This is a genomic window from Microbacterium sp. As-52 (assembly GCF_049949185.1).
GTDB lineage: Bacteria > Actinomycetota > Actinomycetes > Actinomycetales > Microbacteriaceae > Microbacterium > Microbacterium maritypicum_A.
Genome location: NZ_CP188171.1, coordinates 2,242,447 through 2,257,123 on the forward strand (window position 1 = coordinate 2,242,447; position 14,677 = coordinate 2,257,123).

Sequence of the window (14,677 nt, forward strand, 5' to 3'; positions counted from 1 at the left end):
CGAGCGCGGTCTCATTGAAACGCAGCCCTCCGCAGGCATCGCACGGGAGGGAGACGTCGTCGAGGAATGCGAGCTCGGTCGTGATGTGTCCACGGCCGCGGCAGGTGGGGCACCCCCCCACGGGAGTTGAAGCTGAACCAGGAGGCATCGAGCCCTGAGGAGCTTGCGAACACCTCGCGCACCGTGTCGGCGATACGCAGCATGCTCAGCGTCGTCGACCGCGCTCCGCCCCGCAGCGGGTCCTGCCCGACGACCGTGAACTCCGGGTGCTGGCGCGGCAGCTCGGCGGTCGCGAAGGAACTCTTGCCCGACCCCGCGACCCCTGTGACGGCGGTGAGCACGCCGAGCGGGATGTCGACGTCGAACCCGCGGAGGTTGTGCGCGCGCGCATTCCGCACGGCGACGCGGCCCGAGGGAGTCCGAGTCGTCGCACGGATCGTCAGTGGCTCGGCGAGCACACGCCCCGTGAGGGTGTCGGCGGCGCGGAGCGCTACGGGGGTGCCCTCGAACTGCACGATGCCGCCGCCGGAGCCCGCCCCCGGCCCGAGGTCGACGACGTGATCGGCGACCGCGATCACCTGCGGATGATGCTCGACGACGAGGATGGTGTTGCCGGCGTCGCGCAGCCGCTGCAGCAGGGCCACCAGCCGCTGGATGTCGGCGGGGTGCAATCCGGTGCTGGGCTCGTCGAACACGTAGGTGACGTCGGTGAGGGCGCTGCCGAGGTGGCGCACGATCTTGACGCGCTGAGCCTCGCCGCCGGACAGCGTGCCCGATTCGCGGTCGAGTGTGAGATAGCCGAGGCCGACCGAGAGCAGGGCATCGAGCACGTGGCGGACACCGTCGACGGCCGGGGCGACGCGGGGATCGTCGAACTCGTCGAGCAGAGCATGCAGGTCGGACACCGGCATCTTCATCCAGTCGACGATCGAGCGTCCGTCGATGAGGCTCGATCGCGCCGCCTCGTTGACCCGCGCACCGCGGCAGTCCGGACACATGTGATGTGTCACGAGCCGGTCGAGCTCCTCGCGCACCGAGGCCGACATCTTCACCGGGCGCTGCTTCAGGAACACATCGCGCATGCGCGTGATCACCCCGTCGAACCGGGCGCTCTGCGGGAACCGCGGATCGGGGTCGTCGAGCTTGAGCTTGTCGGCGTAGAGGAACTGGTCCATCTCCTCGGCCGTGTAGTCCTTGAGCGGCTTCTGGCGGTCGAACAGTCCGCAGTACGCGAAGCGCTTCCACCGGTACACCCCGGGGCGGAACAGGCTGAACCGGACCGGTCCCTCGTCGATGTTCTTCTCGGGGTCGATCAGCGCGTCGATGTCGATGTCGTACACCGTGCCGAGGCCTTCGCAGGTCGGGCACATGCCGGACGGGTCGTTGAACGAGTAGGCGGGGGAGTAGCCGGCGGAGGGCTCGCCGACGCGTGAGAAGACCAGGCGCACCAGCGATGCCAGGTCGGTCGCGGTCGCCACGGTCGAGCGCGCGTTGCCCGTGAACCGGCGCTGGTCGATCAGGACCGTGAAGGTCAGCCCGTCCATGGCCTGGACGTCGGGTGCGGGCATCTGCGGCAGCCGGGCACGGATGAAGGTCGAATAGGAGTCGTTGACGAGTCGCTGCGCCTCGGCGGCGATCGTGTCGAGCACGAGGGACGACTTGCCCGAACCCGAGACGCCGGTGAAGACGGTCAGCAGCTTCTTGGGAACGTCGACGGAGACGTCGCGGAGATTGTTCGTCCGCGCGCCGGTGATGCGGAGGAGGTCCATCCGCACACGCTAACGGGGCCCCCGGACAATCCGGAGGCCCCGTCGGTGCAGAGGTGTCGAGAGCGCGGAGGTCAGGCGCTGAGGATGACCGTCTCGGCGATCGGGCGACGTACGCGCGGAGCGACCTCGCGCTCCTGCAGCACCTCGGGCAGAGCCTCGATGTCGCCGAACTCGCCGACGGCGAAGACCGTGAAGGGCGCGAAGCGCTCCTCGAGGTCGGCGAACTCGCGGACGACCTCGGGATCGAAGCCGCTCATCTGGTGCACGACCAGGCCGTCGTGATGTGCCTGCACCGAGAAGTGCGCGACCGCCTGGCCGAGGTCGTAGAGGGCATGCGTGATCGGGGTGCCGTCGGCCGTGGCCGTCTCGGCGATCGCGACGACGAGCACGGCCGCGTTGCCCGCCCAGGCCTGGTTGAAGCCCATCAGGGCGTCGACGACCTGCGCGTGCAGCGCGGTGCCGCGACGGGCGACGATGAAGCGCCAGGGCTGCGTGTTGTTGGCGGACGGCGTCCAGCGGGCGGCCTCGAGAGCGGTGGCGAGCTTGGCCTCGTCGATCGAGCTCTGCGCGTCGAAGGCGCGGGGGCTCCAGCGGCCGGCGAGGACGTCGAGGACGGGGTGCTCGGTCGGTGCGGTGCGGTCGATGACGGGAGTGCTCACAGAGGTGCCTTTCGGAAGGAGGGGATCGGACTCCTTCGTCCGGGTATACGGGTGCCAACAGATGCATGTGCATGCATATTCCCGGGGATTCCTCCGTGTCGGCGCCGGACGGCGTTCGGTCGGAGAGGGAGGTCGTGCATTCAGACCGGGAGATTGTGCGACGCCGCGTCGGCCAGCGCACTGCGCACCGCGCGGATCGAGGGGGCATCGGCCGACACCCGCCGTGCCGAGGAGAAGATCTCGCGCCGCGGTTCGTGGGGGAGGGGTGCCAGATCGACGGTCGGGGTGTCGCCCGCCCAGACGAGCTCCGGCAGCAATCCGACCGCGAGCCCGGCATGGATCAGCCGCACGTGCGCGGTGAGGTCGGCGATCTCGAAGCGCACGTCGGGCTCGAACCCCGCGGTGCGGCAGAGCTGCTCGGCCCAGGCGCGGGAGGCGGTGCCGGCGGGTTCGAGCACCCAGGGCTCCTCGCTCGTCGACCAGAGCTCGGCGAGCGCATCCGCATGCCGTGGTGCTCCGGGCCGTCGGGCGAGCGCGATCGCATCGTGCGCGAGCATCACCCGGTCGAGGTCGGCGTGGATCGGTCGGGTGTGCCCCGGGTACTGCTCGGCGAGGATCAGGTCGAAGTCGCGGCTGGACACCCCGACCAGCCCGGTCTCCGGATCGCACTCGGTGACCTCGACGCGCAGGGCCGGATGTCGGTCCTTGAGAGCCTCGAGAGCCCGCGGGAGCAGGGAGTGCGCCGTCGACTGGAACACCGCGATGCCCACGGTCCCGGTCACCTCGGTGAGCGATTCGGCCACGGCGACCTCGGCGTGCTCGAGCTGATCGAGGATGCCGATGGCCTCCGCGACGAGCACGTTCCCCTGGGGCGTGAACTGCACTCCACGCCCCACGCGTCGCAGCAGCGGCACACCCACATCCCGCTCCAGGGCGCTCAGCTGCTGCGACACCGAGGCCTTGCTGTACGAGAGGGCGTCGGCTACTGCCGACAGCGTTCCGCGGCGCGAGAGCTCCACGAGCATCCGCAGTCTGTTGACGTCCAGCACAGTGGTCCCTTGCTCTGCGGATATTGTTCAGCTTGAATGAACAGAATCCACGCAAATCGGTTGATAGACGGAGCCTACCGAGCGGCAGGACAATGAACCAGCCCGCACACGAAAACCCGGTGTGCGCTCTCTTGGAAGGTCCCACCGATGCCTGTCGCCGCCGACACCACCACCCCCCGCACCGAAGACGTCGCCGCCCTGGTGAAGCGCTGGCTCGTCGAGAGCGAGACCCACCCCGTCGAGCCCGCCGCCCAGCGCCTGTCCGAGGTGCTCAAGGACCCGAACGGACTCGCGTTCACGGTCGGCTTCGTCGACGGCGTGATGCGTCCGGAAGACCTGCGCGTCGCCGGCCGTAAGCTCGCCGAGCTGAGCGACATCACCCCGTCGCTGCTGCCCGGCTACCTGCGCGCCGCGATCAAGACGGGCGGCTTCTGGGCGCCGAAGCTCCCCGGCGTGGTCGTGCCGATCTCGCGTCGCGTGCTGCGCGCCATGGTCGGGCACCTCGTGCTCGACGCCACGCCCTCCAAGCTCGGCCCCGCGATCGCGAAGCTGCGCAAGAGTGGCAACCGGCTCAACCTCAACCTGCTCGGCGAGGCCGTGCTCGGCGAGCGCGAAGCGGGACACCGCTTGCAGGGCACCCGCGACTTCCTCGCCCGCGACGACGTCGACTACGTGTCGATCAAGGTCTCCAGCGTCGTGAGCCAGCTGTCGATGTGGTCGTTCGACGAGGCCGTGGCCGATGTCGTCGAGAAGCTGACCCCGCTCTACGAGCTCGCCGCGAAGGCCGAGGCGAAGGGCAAGGCCAAGTTCATCAACCTCGACATGGAGGAGTACCGCGACCTCGACCTGACGATCGCGGCCTTCACGAGCATCCTCGACCAGCCGGGGCTCGAGAACCTCGAAGCCGGCATCGTGCTGCAGGCTTACCTGCCCGACGCCCTCGGTGCCATGCAGCACCTGCAGGAGTGGGCCGCCGCCCGCCGTGCCAAGGGCGGAGCGCCGATCAAGGTGCGCGTCGTCAAGGGCGCGAACCTGGCGATGGAAGAGGTCGACGCGGCGATCCACGGCTGGCCGCTCGCCACCTACGGCACCAAGCAGGACTCCGACACCAACTACAAGCGGGTGCTCGACTGGGCCATGACCCCGGAGCGACTGGACGCCGTGCGCATCGGCATCGCCGGCCACAACCTGTTCGATATCGCCTACACCTGGCTGCTCGCCCAGGCGCGTGGGCTCGCCGACCCGTCCGGCGCCGATCCGCTCGTCGAGTACGAGATGCTGCTGGGCATGGCGACCGGGCAGGCCGAGGCCGTCCGCAAGGACGTCGGCCGCCTGCTGCTGTACACGCCGGTCGTGAACCCGGCCGAGTTCGACGTCGCGATCGCGTACCTGGTGCGCCGCCTCGAAGAGAACGCCAGCCCCGAGAACTTCATGTCGGCCGTGTTCGAGCTGGCTTCGAACCCGACGCTGCTCACCCGCGAGCGGGAGCGCTTCGAGCGCTCGCTGGCCGCGCTCGCGACCGATGAGGCGGGATTCGTCCCCGGCCCCCACCGCGTGCAGGACCGTACCGTTCTGGATTCCGACGCCGAGGCGCCCTCCGGAACCACCACCGGCTTCGAGAACCAGGCCGACACCGATCCGGCCATCGCCGCGAACCGTGCATGGGGCCGCGAGATCCTGAGCCGCTCGGTGGGCTCGACGCTCGGCCTCGACACCATCGCGATCGCCAAGGTCGAGACGGATGCCGAGCTCGACGGCATCTTCTCCGCAGCGACCGCCGCCGCCGAGAAGTGGGCAGCGCTCCCTGCCGCTGATCGCGCTGCCGTGCTGCATCGCGCGGGAGACGAGCTCGCCGCGCGCCGTGGTCAGCTCATCGAGATCATGGCCCACGAGGCGGGCAAGACCATCGCCGAGGCCGACCCCGAGATCAGCGAGGCCATCGACTTCGCGCACTACTACGCCGAGCGCGCGAAAGACCTCGAGACCGTGTCGGGTGCCGACTTCGTGCCGTCGAAGGTCACCGTGGTCACGCCGCCGTGGAACTTCCCCGTCGCCATCCCCGCGGGTGGGGTGCTCGCGGGTCTGGCCTCGGGTTCGGCCGTCATCATCAAACCCGCGAAGCTCACGCAGCGCTGCGGCGCGGTGATGGTCGAGGCGCTGTGGGCCGCCGGTGTGCCGCGCGACCTGCTCGCGCTCGTCGACCTCGCTTCGCGCGACCTCGGTACGCGCCTCGTGGCCGGTCCTGCGGTGGATCGCGTGATCCTCACGGGGGCGTACGAGACCGCGCAGCTGTTCCGCTCGTTCCGCGCCGACCTGCCGCTGCTCGCCGAGACCAGCGGCAAGAACGCGATCATCGTGACGCCCTCGGCAGACCTCGACCTGGCGGCCGCCGACGTGGCTCGCAGCGCGTTCGGCCACGCGGGGCAGAAGTGCTCCGCAGCGTCGCTGGCGATCCTCGTCGGATCCGTCGCCGACTCGAAGCGATTCGAGCGTCAGCTGGTGGATGCCGTGACCTCGATGCGCGTCGGCCTGCCCGATGACCCCGCCACCCAGATGGGCCCGATCATCGAGCCGGCGAACGGCAAGCTGCTCACCGCGCTCACGAAGCTCGAGAAGGGCGAGCGCTGGCTGGTCGAGCCGCGCAAGCTCGACGACGAGGGAAAGCAGTGGACGCCCGGTGTGAAGACCGGCGTGCGCGAGGGCTCGTACTTCCACCTCACCGAGTTCTTCGGGCCGGTGCTCGGCATCATGCACGCGAAGGACCTGGACGAGGCGCTGCGCCTGCAGAACGCTGTCGACTACGGCCTGACCGCCGGCATCCACTCGCTCGACTCCGACGAGGTCGCCACCTGGCTCGACCGTGTCGAGGCGGGCAACCTGTACGTGAACCGCGGCATCACCGGCGCGATCGTGCAGCGTCAGCCGTTCGGTGGCTGGAAGCGCTCGGCCGTCGGAGCGGGCGCCAAGGCCGGAGGCCCGAACTACCTCTTCGGTCTCGGCGAGTGGACCCCGGCCGAGCTTCCGGCCGCCGCCCCGAGCGCGGCCGTCGTGCCCGCGGTCGGCGCACTGCTGGACGCGACGGCCTCCGAGGTCGACACGGCCGAGGCCGAGTGGCTGCACCGCGCCGCCGCATCCGACGAGCGCGCCTGGGTCGACGAGTTCGGCGCGGTGAGCGACAAGTCCGGGCTCGGGGTCGAGCGCAACCTCTTCCGCTACCGTCCGGTCGCGGTCGACGTGCGCATCGGCGAGAGCGCGCCGCTGGTCGACGGTGTCCGCGTGCTCGCGGCCGCCCTGCGCAGCGGCAGCCCGTTCACGGTGTCGGCACCGGCCCTGCCCGCACGCATCGAGAAGGCGCTGCGTGCGCACGGTGTGACCGTGAAGCACGAGTCGGACGCGGCGTGGACCAAGCGCTACGCCAAGGCGGCGAACTCGTGGCACCGCGTACGGCTGGTCGGCGGCGACGCCGCGGCCCTGCATGAGGCGCTCGACGGAAGCCCCGATGTGGCGGTCTGGTCGCACGCCGTGACCGGTGCCGGCCGAGTGGAGATGCTGCCGTTCCTGCACGAGCAGGCCGTATCGATCACGAACCACCGCTTCGGCAACCCGACCACCCTCGCCGACGGCGTGATCTGACCCGGGCTCGCTCCCGGAAGCGAAAACGGAGACGATCGATGCGGCCGTCCGCGTGTCATGTGCCGACACGCGGACGACGAGCATGATCGTCTCCGTTTTCGCACCCTTGCACGGGCGGGCGGGTGGCGGGTGGCTGGGTACGCAGCCTCAGCCGCGCAGCGCCTCGGAGAGCTTGACCCGGGATCCCATGCGCAGCAGCGAGTTCTCGTAGATCTTGGCGCCGATGACGATCGCCGCGACGCAGCTGAGGAGCAGGATCACCAGGCTCAGCAGCGGCTCCCACCACTGGGCCTCGCCGACGAACAGGCGCATCGGCATGCCGACAGGCGCCGAGAACGGCACGTACGACATGATCGTCAGCACCAGCGGGTTGTCGTTGAAGACGATGACCAGGATGTACGGGGCCATGATCAGCATCGTGATCGGGGTGGTCGTCGAACCGATGTCCTCCTGGCGGGAGACCATCGAGGCCGCAGCCGCGAACATCGCCGCCAGCAGGATGAAGCCGAACAGGAAGAACACCGCGAACCAGATGATCGGCGCCCCGAGCGTCGTGAGCACCTCGCGCTGACCTGTGACGATCAACCCGATCGTGGCCACGGCCGCCAGGGCGAGGATCTGCCCCATCGCCAGCACCGTGTTGCCGATCACCTTGCCCGCGAGCAGTGTGCGCGCCGGGATGGCCGACAGCAGCACCTCGACCACGCGGGTCTGCTTCTCCTCGACGACGCTCTGTGCGATCGTGCCGCCGAACGTCGCCGCTGCCATCATGAACACCAGACCGAAGGCGATCGCGATGAAGTACCGCAGCAGCGGGTTGGTGGTCGCCGGTTCCAGGATCACTTCCTCGGGAGTGATCGACAGGGCCGCGACGAGTGAGCCCGGCGCCTCCTGCAGCGCGACGATCGTGTAGCCCGAGGGGCCATCGCCCGGGAGCACCGCAGCGTCGACCTTGTCGTCGCGCACGAGCTGTTCGGCTGCAGCCTGGTCGGCGACCGTGGTGACCTCGACGTTCGGGATGGAGGAGACGGCGGAGGCGGTCTCCGCGGTCGCTGCGACCGGCATCGCATCGGTGTTCTTGCTCGCGAAACCACCGAGGATGATACCGGCGAGCGCGAGCACCAGCAGGATGCCGGTCGAGATCAGGAACGCCTTGCTGCGCAGCTTCGATCCGATCTCGCGTTCGGCGACGAGCCAGATGCCGTTCGAGGCGCGGACGGGGGTGGGGGCGCTCACTGGATGACCTCCTTGAAGATCTGGGCGAGGGACGGATGCTTGGGGGCGAAGCTGGCGACGTCGCCACGCTGCACGGCCGACTGCAGCACGCGCTGCGCCGTTTCGGGGCCGTCCGCGTCGAACAGCGCGTACCCGCCCTCGAAGTCGACGACCGTGACGCCGGGCTCGGCGCGCAGCCATCCGGCGTCGCCGGCCGAGACGAGCTCGTACCGGTCGCGGGCATGCTCGGCGCGCAGCGTGTCTCGGGAACCGGCCGCGCGGATCGTGCCGCCCGCGAGGATGACGAGGTCGTCGCACAGGCGCTCGACAACGTCGAGCTGGTGGGAGGAGAACAAGATGGATGCGCCCTTGGCGGCACTGGCCTGCAGGACTCCCGCGACCACGTCGACCGCGAGCGGGTCGAGGCCCGAGAACGGCTCGTCGAGGATGAGAACCTCGGGGTCGTGCACGAGCGACGCGGCGATCTGCGCGCGCTGCTGGTTGCCGAGCGAGAGCGACTCGATGGTGTCGTTCAGCCGCTCGCCGAGCCCGAGCTCCGTGAGCAGGGCGGTCGCGCGCTCCGTGGCCTCCTGCTTGCCGAAGCCGTGCAGGCGGGCGAGGTAGACGATCTGCTCAAGCACCTTCATCTTCGGGTAGAGGCCGCGCTCCTCGGGCATGTAGCCGAAGCGGCGGCGGTCGGCGGTCGTCAGCGGAGCGCCGTCCAGGTCGACACGGCCGCCGTCCGACGACAGCAGCCCCAGCACGATCCGCATGGTGGTGGTCTTGCCGGCGCCGTTGCCGCCGACGAAGCCCGTCAGCCGCCCGGGGGCGACCGTGAAGGACACGTCATCGAGCACGCGCCGAGAGCCGTAGCTCTTGGTGATGCCGGAGAGTTCGAGCATTCCTGTGGTCATGCCTTCACGTTACGGAGCGCGCCCGACTGCGGCATCCCCCGCACGGCGGACTCTGCGGGATCACCCGTGCGGGGGAGGGTGCACGGGATCTCGCCGAGTGCACGGGATCTCGCCGAATGCACGGGATGGAGACGCGGACAAGTCGTGCACTCGACGAGAAGCGGTGCACTCGCGGTGAGGGGTGGGGGGGAGTATCAGGGGCGGGGAGTGTGGAGCACCGTGCGGACGAGGAGTCCGGCGAGGAGGGCCCAGAACGCGGCGCTGACCCCGAGCACGGCGATCCCGGATGCGGCCACCAGGAAGGTCACCACGGCGGGGATCCGTTCGCCCGGCTCGTCGATCGCCTGCTGCACCGATGAGCCGAACGCGGCGAACAGCGCCAGACCGGCGACGGCCGGGATCACGGCCGTCGGCGCGAGCACCACCAGAGCGGCGAAGGCGGCCGAGAAGACCGCGAGGACGAGGTATGAGGCCCCGGTCGAGACCCCGGCGACCCACCGCCTCTTCGGGTCGGGGTCGGCATCCGGCGAGGCGGCGAGTGCCGCGCTGATGGCGGCGAGGTTGATGGCGTGCCCGCCCGCCGTCGCTCCCAGTGCCGTGCCGACCCCGGTGACCAGCATGGCGGGACGCCACGGCACCTCGTATCCGAAGCTGCGCATGATCGCGACGCCCGGCACGTTCTGCGACGCCATCGTCACGATGAACAGCGGCAGTGCGAGGCCGACGAGCGCGCCGACCGTGAACGTGGGTGCAGTGAACTCGAGGCGCGGGAGCAGCAGCGCGGGGTCGAAGGTCGCATGCTCCATCGTCAGCGACACCGCGACCACGACGGCGGCGGCGACGAAGGCCAGTGGCACCGCCCAGCGCGGTGCGAGGCGCGCGAACACCAGCCACGTGAGCACGACCGGCGCCACGCCCCAGGGGTTCGCGACGATCCCGGTGATCGGGGCAAGGCACAGGGGCAGCAGCACGCCGGCGAGCATCGCCTGCGCGATCGACGGAGGGATGCGGGCGATCAGCGCGCCGAGGGCCGGCCACAGCGCGGTGAGCAGGATGAGTGCGGCGGTCACCAGGAAAGCGCCGACCGCTGCCGGCCATCCACCCTCGACGGTGCCCGTGGCGACGAGCAGGGCGGCTCCCGGAGTCGACCAGGCGACCGTGATCGGCATCCGATACCGCCATGCGAGCACCACGCAGGCCAGACCCATCGTGAGGCTGGCCGCGAGAAGCCCGCTCGCCGCCTGCGCCGCGTTCGCCCCGACCGCGTCGAGCCCGGTCAGCACCACCGCGAACGAGCTGGTGAATCCGACGAGTGCCGTCACCACCCCCGCCAGGATCGGGCGGGACAGGGGTGCGGCTTCGGGCATGGCTCCGAGGGTATCGCGGAGACGGAGGGGCGCCGCGGATCAGGGGGTGCCGCGCTAGGCGAGACCCATGCGGTGCGCGAGCACGACCGCCTGCACGCGATCGCGGGCGCCCAGCTTCTGGAGGATGCGCGAGACGTGTGTCTTCACGGTGGCCTCGCCGATGAACAGCGCCTGCGCGATCTCGGCGTTGCTCCGGGCATCGGCGAGCAGCGTCAGCACTTCGGCCTCGCGCTCGGTGAGGGGCTCGGCGAGCGTGACGTTCGACACGCCGCTGTTCGTGGTCGCGGCCGCCGCCGGAGCAGGCGTCGCGGCGAAACGTGCCAGCACGCGGCGGGTCACCTCGGGGGCGAGCATGCCGTCACCGGCGGCGAGCGCCCGGACGGCCGAGATCAGATCCTCCGCGCCGGCGTTCTTGAGCAGGAATCCACCGGCCCCGGCATCCAGAGCACGGTACAGGTAGTCGTCGCGATCGAAGGTCGTCACGATCGCGATGGCCGCGTCGACCTCCGGGTCGGCGACGATACGTCCGGTCGCCTCGATACCGTCCATGTCGGGCATCTGCACGTCCATCATGATGACGTCGGGACGGAGGGCAGATGCCTTGGCGACGGCCTCAGCACCCGATGATGCCTCGCCGACCACGGTGATGTCGGGCTGGGTGTCGAGGATCGTGCGGAAGCCGGCGCGCAGCAGGGCATGGTCGTCGACGAGCAGGACACGGATCGGATCGTTCATCGGTTCCTGCTCGATTCGCTCGCGACGGGAAAGGGCACGCGGGCGCGCACGCGCAGGCCGCCGAACGGCCGGGGGATCACCTCGAGCGTGCCTCCGGAGGCCGCGGCGCGTTCCCGCATCCCGAGCTGGCCGAGCCCGGGGCGAAGCTGGGCGACCGGGCGCCCCGTGTTCACGATCTCGATCTCGACGCCGTCGTCGTCGTAGCGCACGCGCACGTCGGCTGTCGCGTCGGGGCCGGCGTGACGGCGGGCGTTCGTGAGGGACTCCTGCGCTATGCGGTACAGGTTCACGGCGACGAGCGAAGGGACGGGCGCGGGGTCGCCGATGACCGTGTACGCGGTCGGCAGTCCCGCCTCGGTCGAGGCGTCGACGAGTTCGGCGATGTCGTCGAGGACGAGGGTGGAGGCGGCATCGGTGGTCTCCCCGCCGGGGGCCCGCAGAGTCTCGAGCAGTTGCCGCAGCTCGTGGATGGCGTCGCGTGCCGATCCCTCGATCCCGGTGAGGATGCGCGCGGACTCCGCGGGGTCCCGTTCCAGCACCAGGCGGGCGGCTCCCGCCTGCACGCCCATGACCGATACGTGGTGGGCGACGACGTCGTGCAGCTCGCGCGCGATGCGCACCCGGTCGAGGGCGACGGCCTGAGCAGCGGTGACCTCCCGCTCGCGCTCCAGCTCGGCCGTGCGCTGCTCGAGAACCGCCAGTTGGCTGGCCGCAGCCCAGGAGCGCTCGCCGAAGTAGTACGCCCCACCGAAGTAGAGCACGTTCAGCAGCAGCTGGATGAGCATGAAGGCGACGTACGGCGACATGGCCCCGGCGATCACATCCGCCTTGTCGGCTTCGTTGATCGCATCGCGGTACATCGTGATCAGCAGCCACACGAACATGCTCACGATGATCCCGACGCGCACGATGATCGCGCGCCGGCGGTTGTTCATCCAGGCGCCTGCCGTGTAGATGGCGATGAACATCGCGATGTTGCCGACATAGATCTCAGGGATCCGGATCGTCACGGCGGTGAAGTAGGCGGCGACCACGATGACGGCGACCGTGCCGGGCCAGCGGCGGCGGACGGCCAGGGGAGCAGTGACGACCGCCGCGTACACGAGGGCCGTCCACAGCGGCGCCTGCTCATCGCCGTACATCTCGGCGATCGAGGAGAGTGCAGCGCTCAGCACGGCCCCGACGAACATGACGGCGGCGAGCAGGATGTCGCTGCGCCGCTCGCGCTCAGTCGGCGTGCGGAGGAACGGGGCTGCGGGCATCCCTCCACCGTAGGGCGGGGCCCGTTCCGACCGCATCCCCCGCACGGGGGACCGAATTGTTACTTGCTATTGACAAGCTTAGTTGTTTTTTGCAAGCTGGTCACGAAAGGGCTCACCGACCGATGGGCTCGCATCTCCGGAGGAGTCATCATGACCAAGGTGTTCGTCAACCTGCCCACCAGCGACCTCGACCGCGCCAAGGCGTTCTACACCGCGCTCGGCTGCGAGATCAGCCCCCAGTTCACCGATGAGAACGCCGCATGCATCGTGTGGAGCGATGACATCTACTTCATGGTGCTCAAGCGCGAGTTCTTCGCCACGTTCACCGACAAGCCGATCGCCGACCCGAACGAGGTCGTGCAGGTCTCCGTGGCCTTCAGTCAGGACTCGCGTGACGAGGTCGATGCGATTCTCGAGAAGGGTCTGGCCGCCGGCGGCACCGAGCCGAAGCCCGTGCAGGACTACGGCTTCATGTACTCGCGCGACCTCGACGACCCGGACGGCAACTCGCTCGGCTTCCTGTACATGACCCCCGAGGCCGTCGAGAACGGCCCGGACCACGTGGGCGACACCGCCGCGTCGGTCTGACATGGCGGCGCGCAGCTACGGCCAGTACTGCGGCGTGACGACGGCCGTCGAGCTGATCGGGGAGCGGTGGGCGCTGCTCATCGTCCGCGATCTGCTCGTCGGGCCCCGTCGCTACACCGACCTCAAACAGGGCCTGCCGCGCATCCCGACCAACATCCTGTCCACCCGGTTGAAGGAGTTGCAGGAGGGTGGGGTCGTGCGCCGGGTGCCGCTGCTGAACTGCGGCCTGGTGTACGAGCTCACCCCCTACGGCCGCTCGTTCGAGCCGATCATGCTCGCGCTCGGACGCTGGGGTTTCCAGGCGATGGGCGATCCCGCAGAGGGTGACGTCGTCACGCCCGACTCGCTCACGATGGCCTTGCGCACGGCGTTCCAGGAGGAATCCGCCGTGGATGCCGAGTACGAGCTGCATGTCGGCGACGTCGCCCTCCGTGCATCCGTGCACGACGGCGAGCTCCGCGTCGCGCAGATCACGCCGCCGGCGCCGCCGGTCGGCGGACGTCTTCCCGACGGCGCTCCGGACGCGGTGATCGTCGCCGGGCCCGGCATCCGTCGCCTCATCGGCGGCGAGGTCACCCCGGCGGAGGCCCTCGCGCAGGACATCGTCGCGGTCGTCCGGGGCGACGAATCGCTGCTGGACTCGTTCGCCGACACCTTCCGCATCGCACGACTGACAGTAGGGAGCACGACATGAACAGCCAATATCCCGATGAACAACAGGCATCCGGCCGGATCCTGATCGATCTCTTCACCTCTCTCGACGGCGTCGCCCAGGGCCCCGGCGGCACCGACGAGGACACCTCCGGCGGCTTCCGCTTCAGCGGCTGGCAGGCCGGGTATCCCTCCTCCGGGGTCGGTCCCGAGATCGAGAAGGGCATGCGCGGGCTCGACGCGCTGCTGCTCGGGCGCCGCACCTACGACATCTTCGCCTCGTACTGGCCACAGCACACCGAGGGGGAGTCGGGCGCCATCGGCACGCTCTTCAACCGGGTGCCGAAGTACGTGGCGACGCGGAATGCCGAACTCGCACTCGACTGGGAGGGCAGCACGCGCGTCGGTGCCGATCTGGCTGCCGAGGTGGCCGCGATGCGGGCGGCCCACCGCGAAGTGCACGTGATCGGCAGCATCGATTTCGTGCACACCCTGCTCGCAGAGGGACTCTTCGACGAGCTCAACCTCTGGGTCTATCCGCTGCTGCTGGGCGCGGGCAAGAAGGTGTTCGATGACGACGCGATGCCGAGCGTGCTGCGGTTGCTGGATCCGCCGATCACCGACGAGGCGGGTGTGACCCTGCTCCGGTACGGGCGCACCGATCGGGTGCCGGACGTCGGGACGTTCGAGTGATCACGAGGGGGGTAACTCCCGTGTATCGACTATTCCCTTCCTATGTGCTGATCCTCTAGGTTCGAGAGGAAAGCTGCCGGCGATCGGCGGATGAATCGAGACTGTACGCGACGGTGGGATCACCGAGCGAACGGACTCCCTC

At 69.6% G+C, this 14,677-nt stretch carries 12 protein-coding genes; 4 read left to right on the top strand and 8 right to left on the bottom strand.

Going from position 1 to position 14,677, the window contains the following annotated elements:
• Positions 1–11: 11 nt before the first annotated feature.
• The 3 genes from ACLFA2_RS10725 to ACLFA2_RS10735 form a co-directional block, all read right to left on the bottom strand.
• Positions 12–1,769 carry an excinuclease ABC subunit UvrA gene (locus tag ACLFA2_RS10725; protein WP_426621273.1) on the bottom strand — a complete coding sequence of 586 codons (1,758 nt, stop codon included), beginning with the start codon at positions 1,767–1,769 and terminating at the stop codon, positions 12–14.
• A 71-nt stretch (positions 1,770–1,840) separates the two neighbouring features.
• Positions 1,841–2,428, bottom strand: coding sequence for a nitroreductase family protein (locus ACLFA2_RS10730; protein WP_426621274.1), 588 nt, complete (start codon positions 2,426–2,428; stop codon positions 1,841–1,843).
• Between the two features lie 140 nt (positions 2,429–2,568).
• The gene (locus tag ACLFA2_RS10735) at positions 2,569–3,477 is read right to left on the bottom strand and encodes a LysR family transcriptional regulator (RefSeq protein WP_426621275.1); all 909 of its coding nucleotides are present in this window, start codon (positions 3,475–3,477) and stop codon (positions 2,569–2,571) included.
• Positions 3,478–3,624: 147 nt separating this feature from the next.
• On the opposite strand from ACLFA2_RS10735, the gene ACLFA2_RS10740 reads away from it, so the two are divergent.
• The gene (locus ACLFA2_RS10740) at positions 3,625–7,110 is read left to right on the top strand and encodes a proline dehydrogenase family protein (RefSeq protein ID WP_426621276.1); all 3,486 of its coding nucleotides are present in this window, start codon (positions 3,625–3,627) and stop codon (positions 7,108–7,110) included.
• Positions 7,111–7,257: 147 nt separating this feature from the next.
• On the opposite strand, the gene ACLFA2_RS10745 is transcribed toward ACLFA2_RS10740, so the two are convergent.
• The 5 genes from ACLFA2_RS10745 to ACLFA2_RS10765 form a co-directional block, all read right to left on the bottom strand.
• The gene (locus ACLFA2_RS10745) at positions 7,258–8,346 is read right to left on the bottom strand and encodes an ABC transporter permease (RefSeq protein ID WP_021201737.1); all 1,089 of its coding nucleotides are present in this window, start codon (positions 8,344–8,346) and stop codon (positions 7,258–7,260) included.
• Positions 8,343–9,227, bottom strand: coding sequence for an ABC transporter ATP-binding protein (locus tag ACLFA2_RS10750; RefSeq protein WP_021201738.1), 885 nt, complete (start codon positions 9,225–9,227; stop codon positions 8,343–8,345). The genes ACLFA2_RS10745 and ACLFA2_RS10750 overlap by 4 nt, the downstream gene beginning before the upstream one ends.
• Positions 9,228–9,433: 206 nt before the next feature.
• On the bottom strand, positions 9,434–10,606 hold the full coding sequence (locus ACLFA2_RS10755) for a benzoate/H(+) symporter BenE family transporter (RefSeq protein ID WP_426621277.1): 1,173 nt from the start codon (positions 10,604–10,606) through the stop codon (positions 9,434–9,436).
• Positions 10,607–10,660: 54 nt separating this feature from the next.
• A complete protein-coding gene (locus ACLFA2_RS10760) occupies positions 10,661–11,341 on the bottom strand; it encodes a response regulator (RefSeq protein WP_021198207.1) in 681 nt (226 codons plus the stop codon).
• Complete coding sequence (locus ACLFA2_RS10765) at positions 11,338–12,603, bottom strand: sensor histidine kinase (protein WP_021198208.1); 1,266 nt, start codon at positions 12,601–12,603, stop codon at positions 11,338–11,340. The genes ACLFA2_RS10760 and ACLFA2_RS10765 overlap by 4 nt, the downstream gene beginning before the upstream one ends.
• A gap of 150 nt (positions 12,604–12,753) precedes the next feature.
• Here ACLFA2_RS10765 and ACLFA2_RS10770 point away from each other — a divergent pair, with 150 nt between their 5' ends.
• From ACLFA2_RS10770 to ACLFA2_RS10780, 3 genes are read left to right on the top strand one after another with little or no spacing between them, the layout of a single operon-like run.
• On the top strand, positions 12,754–13,191 hold the full coding sequence (locus ACLFA2_RS10770) for a VOC family protein (RefSeq protein WP_208323791.1): 438 nt from the start codon (positions 12,754–12,756) through the stop codon (positions 13,189–13,191).
• Position 13,192: 1 nt separating this feature from the next.
• Complete coding sequence (locus ACLFA2_RS10775; protein WP_021198210.1) at positions 13,193–13,885, top strand: winged helix-turn-helix transcriptional regulator; 693 nt, start codon at positions 13,193–13,195, stop codon at positions 13,883–13,885.
• Positions 13,882–14,535 (top strand): dihydrofolate reductase family protein, encoded by a 654-nt coding sequence (locus ACLFA2_RS10780; RefSeq protein ID WP_426621278.1) that lies wholly within the window; start codon positions 13,882–13,884, stop codon positions 14,533–14,535. Before ACLFA2_RS10775 ends, ACLFA2_RS10780 begins: the two co-directional genes overlap by 4 nt.
• Positions 14,536–14,677: the final 142 nt, after the last annotated feature.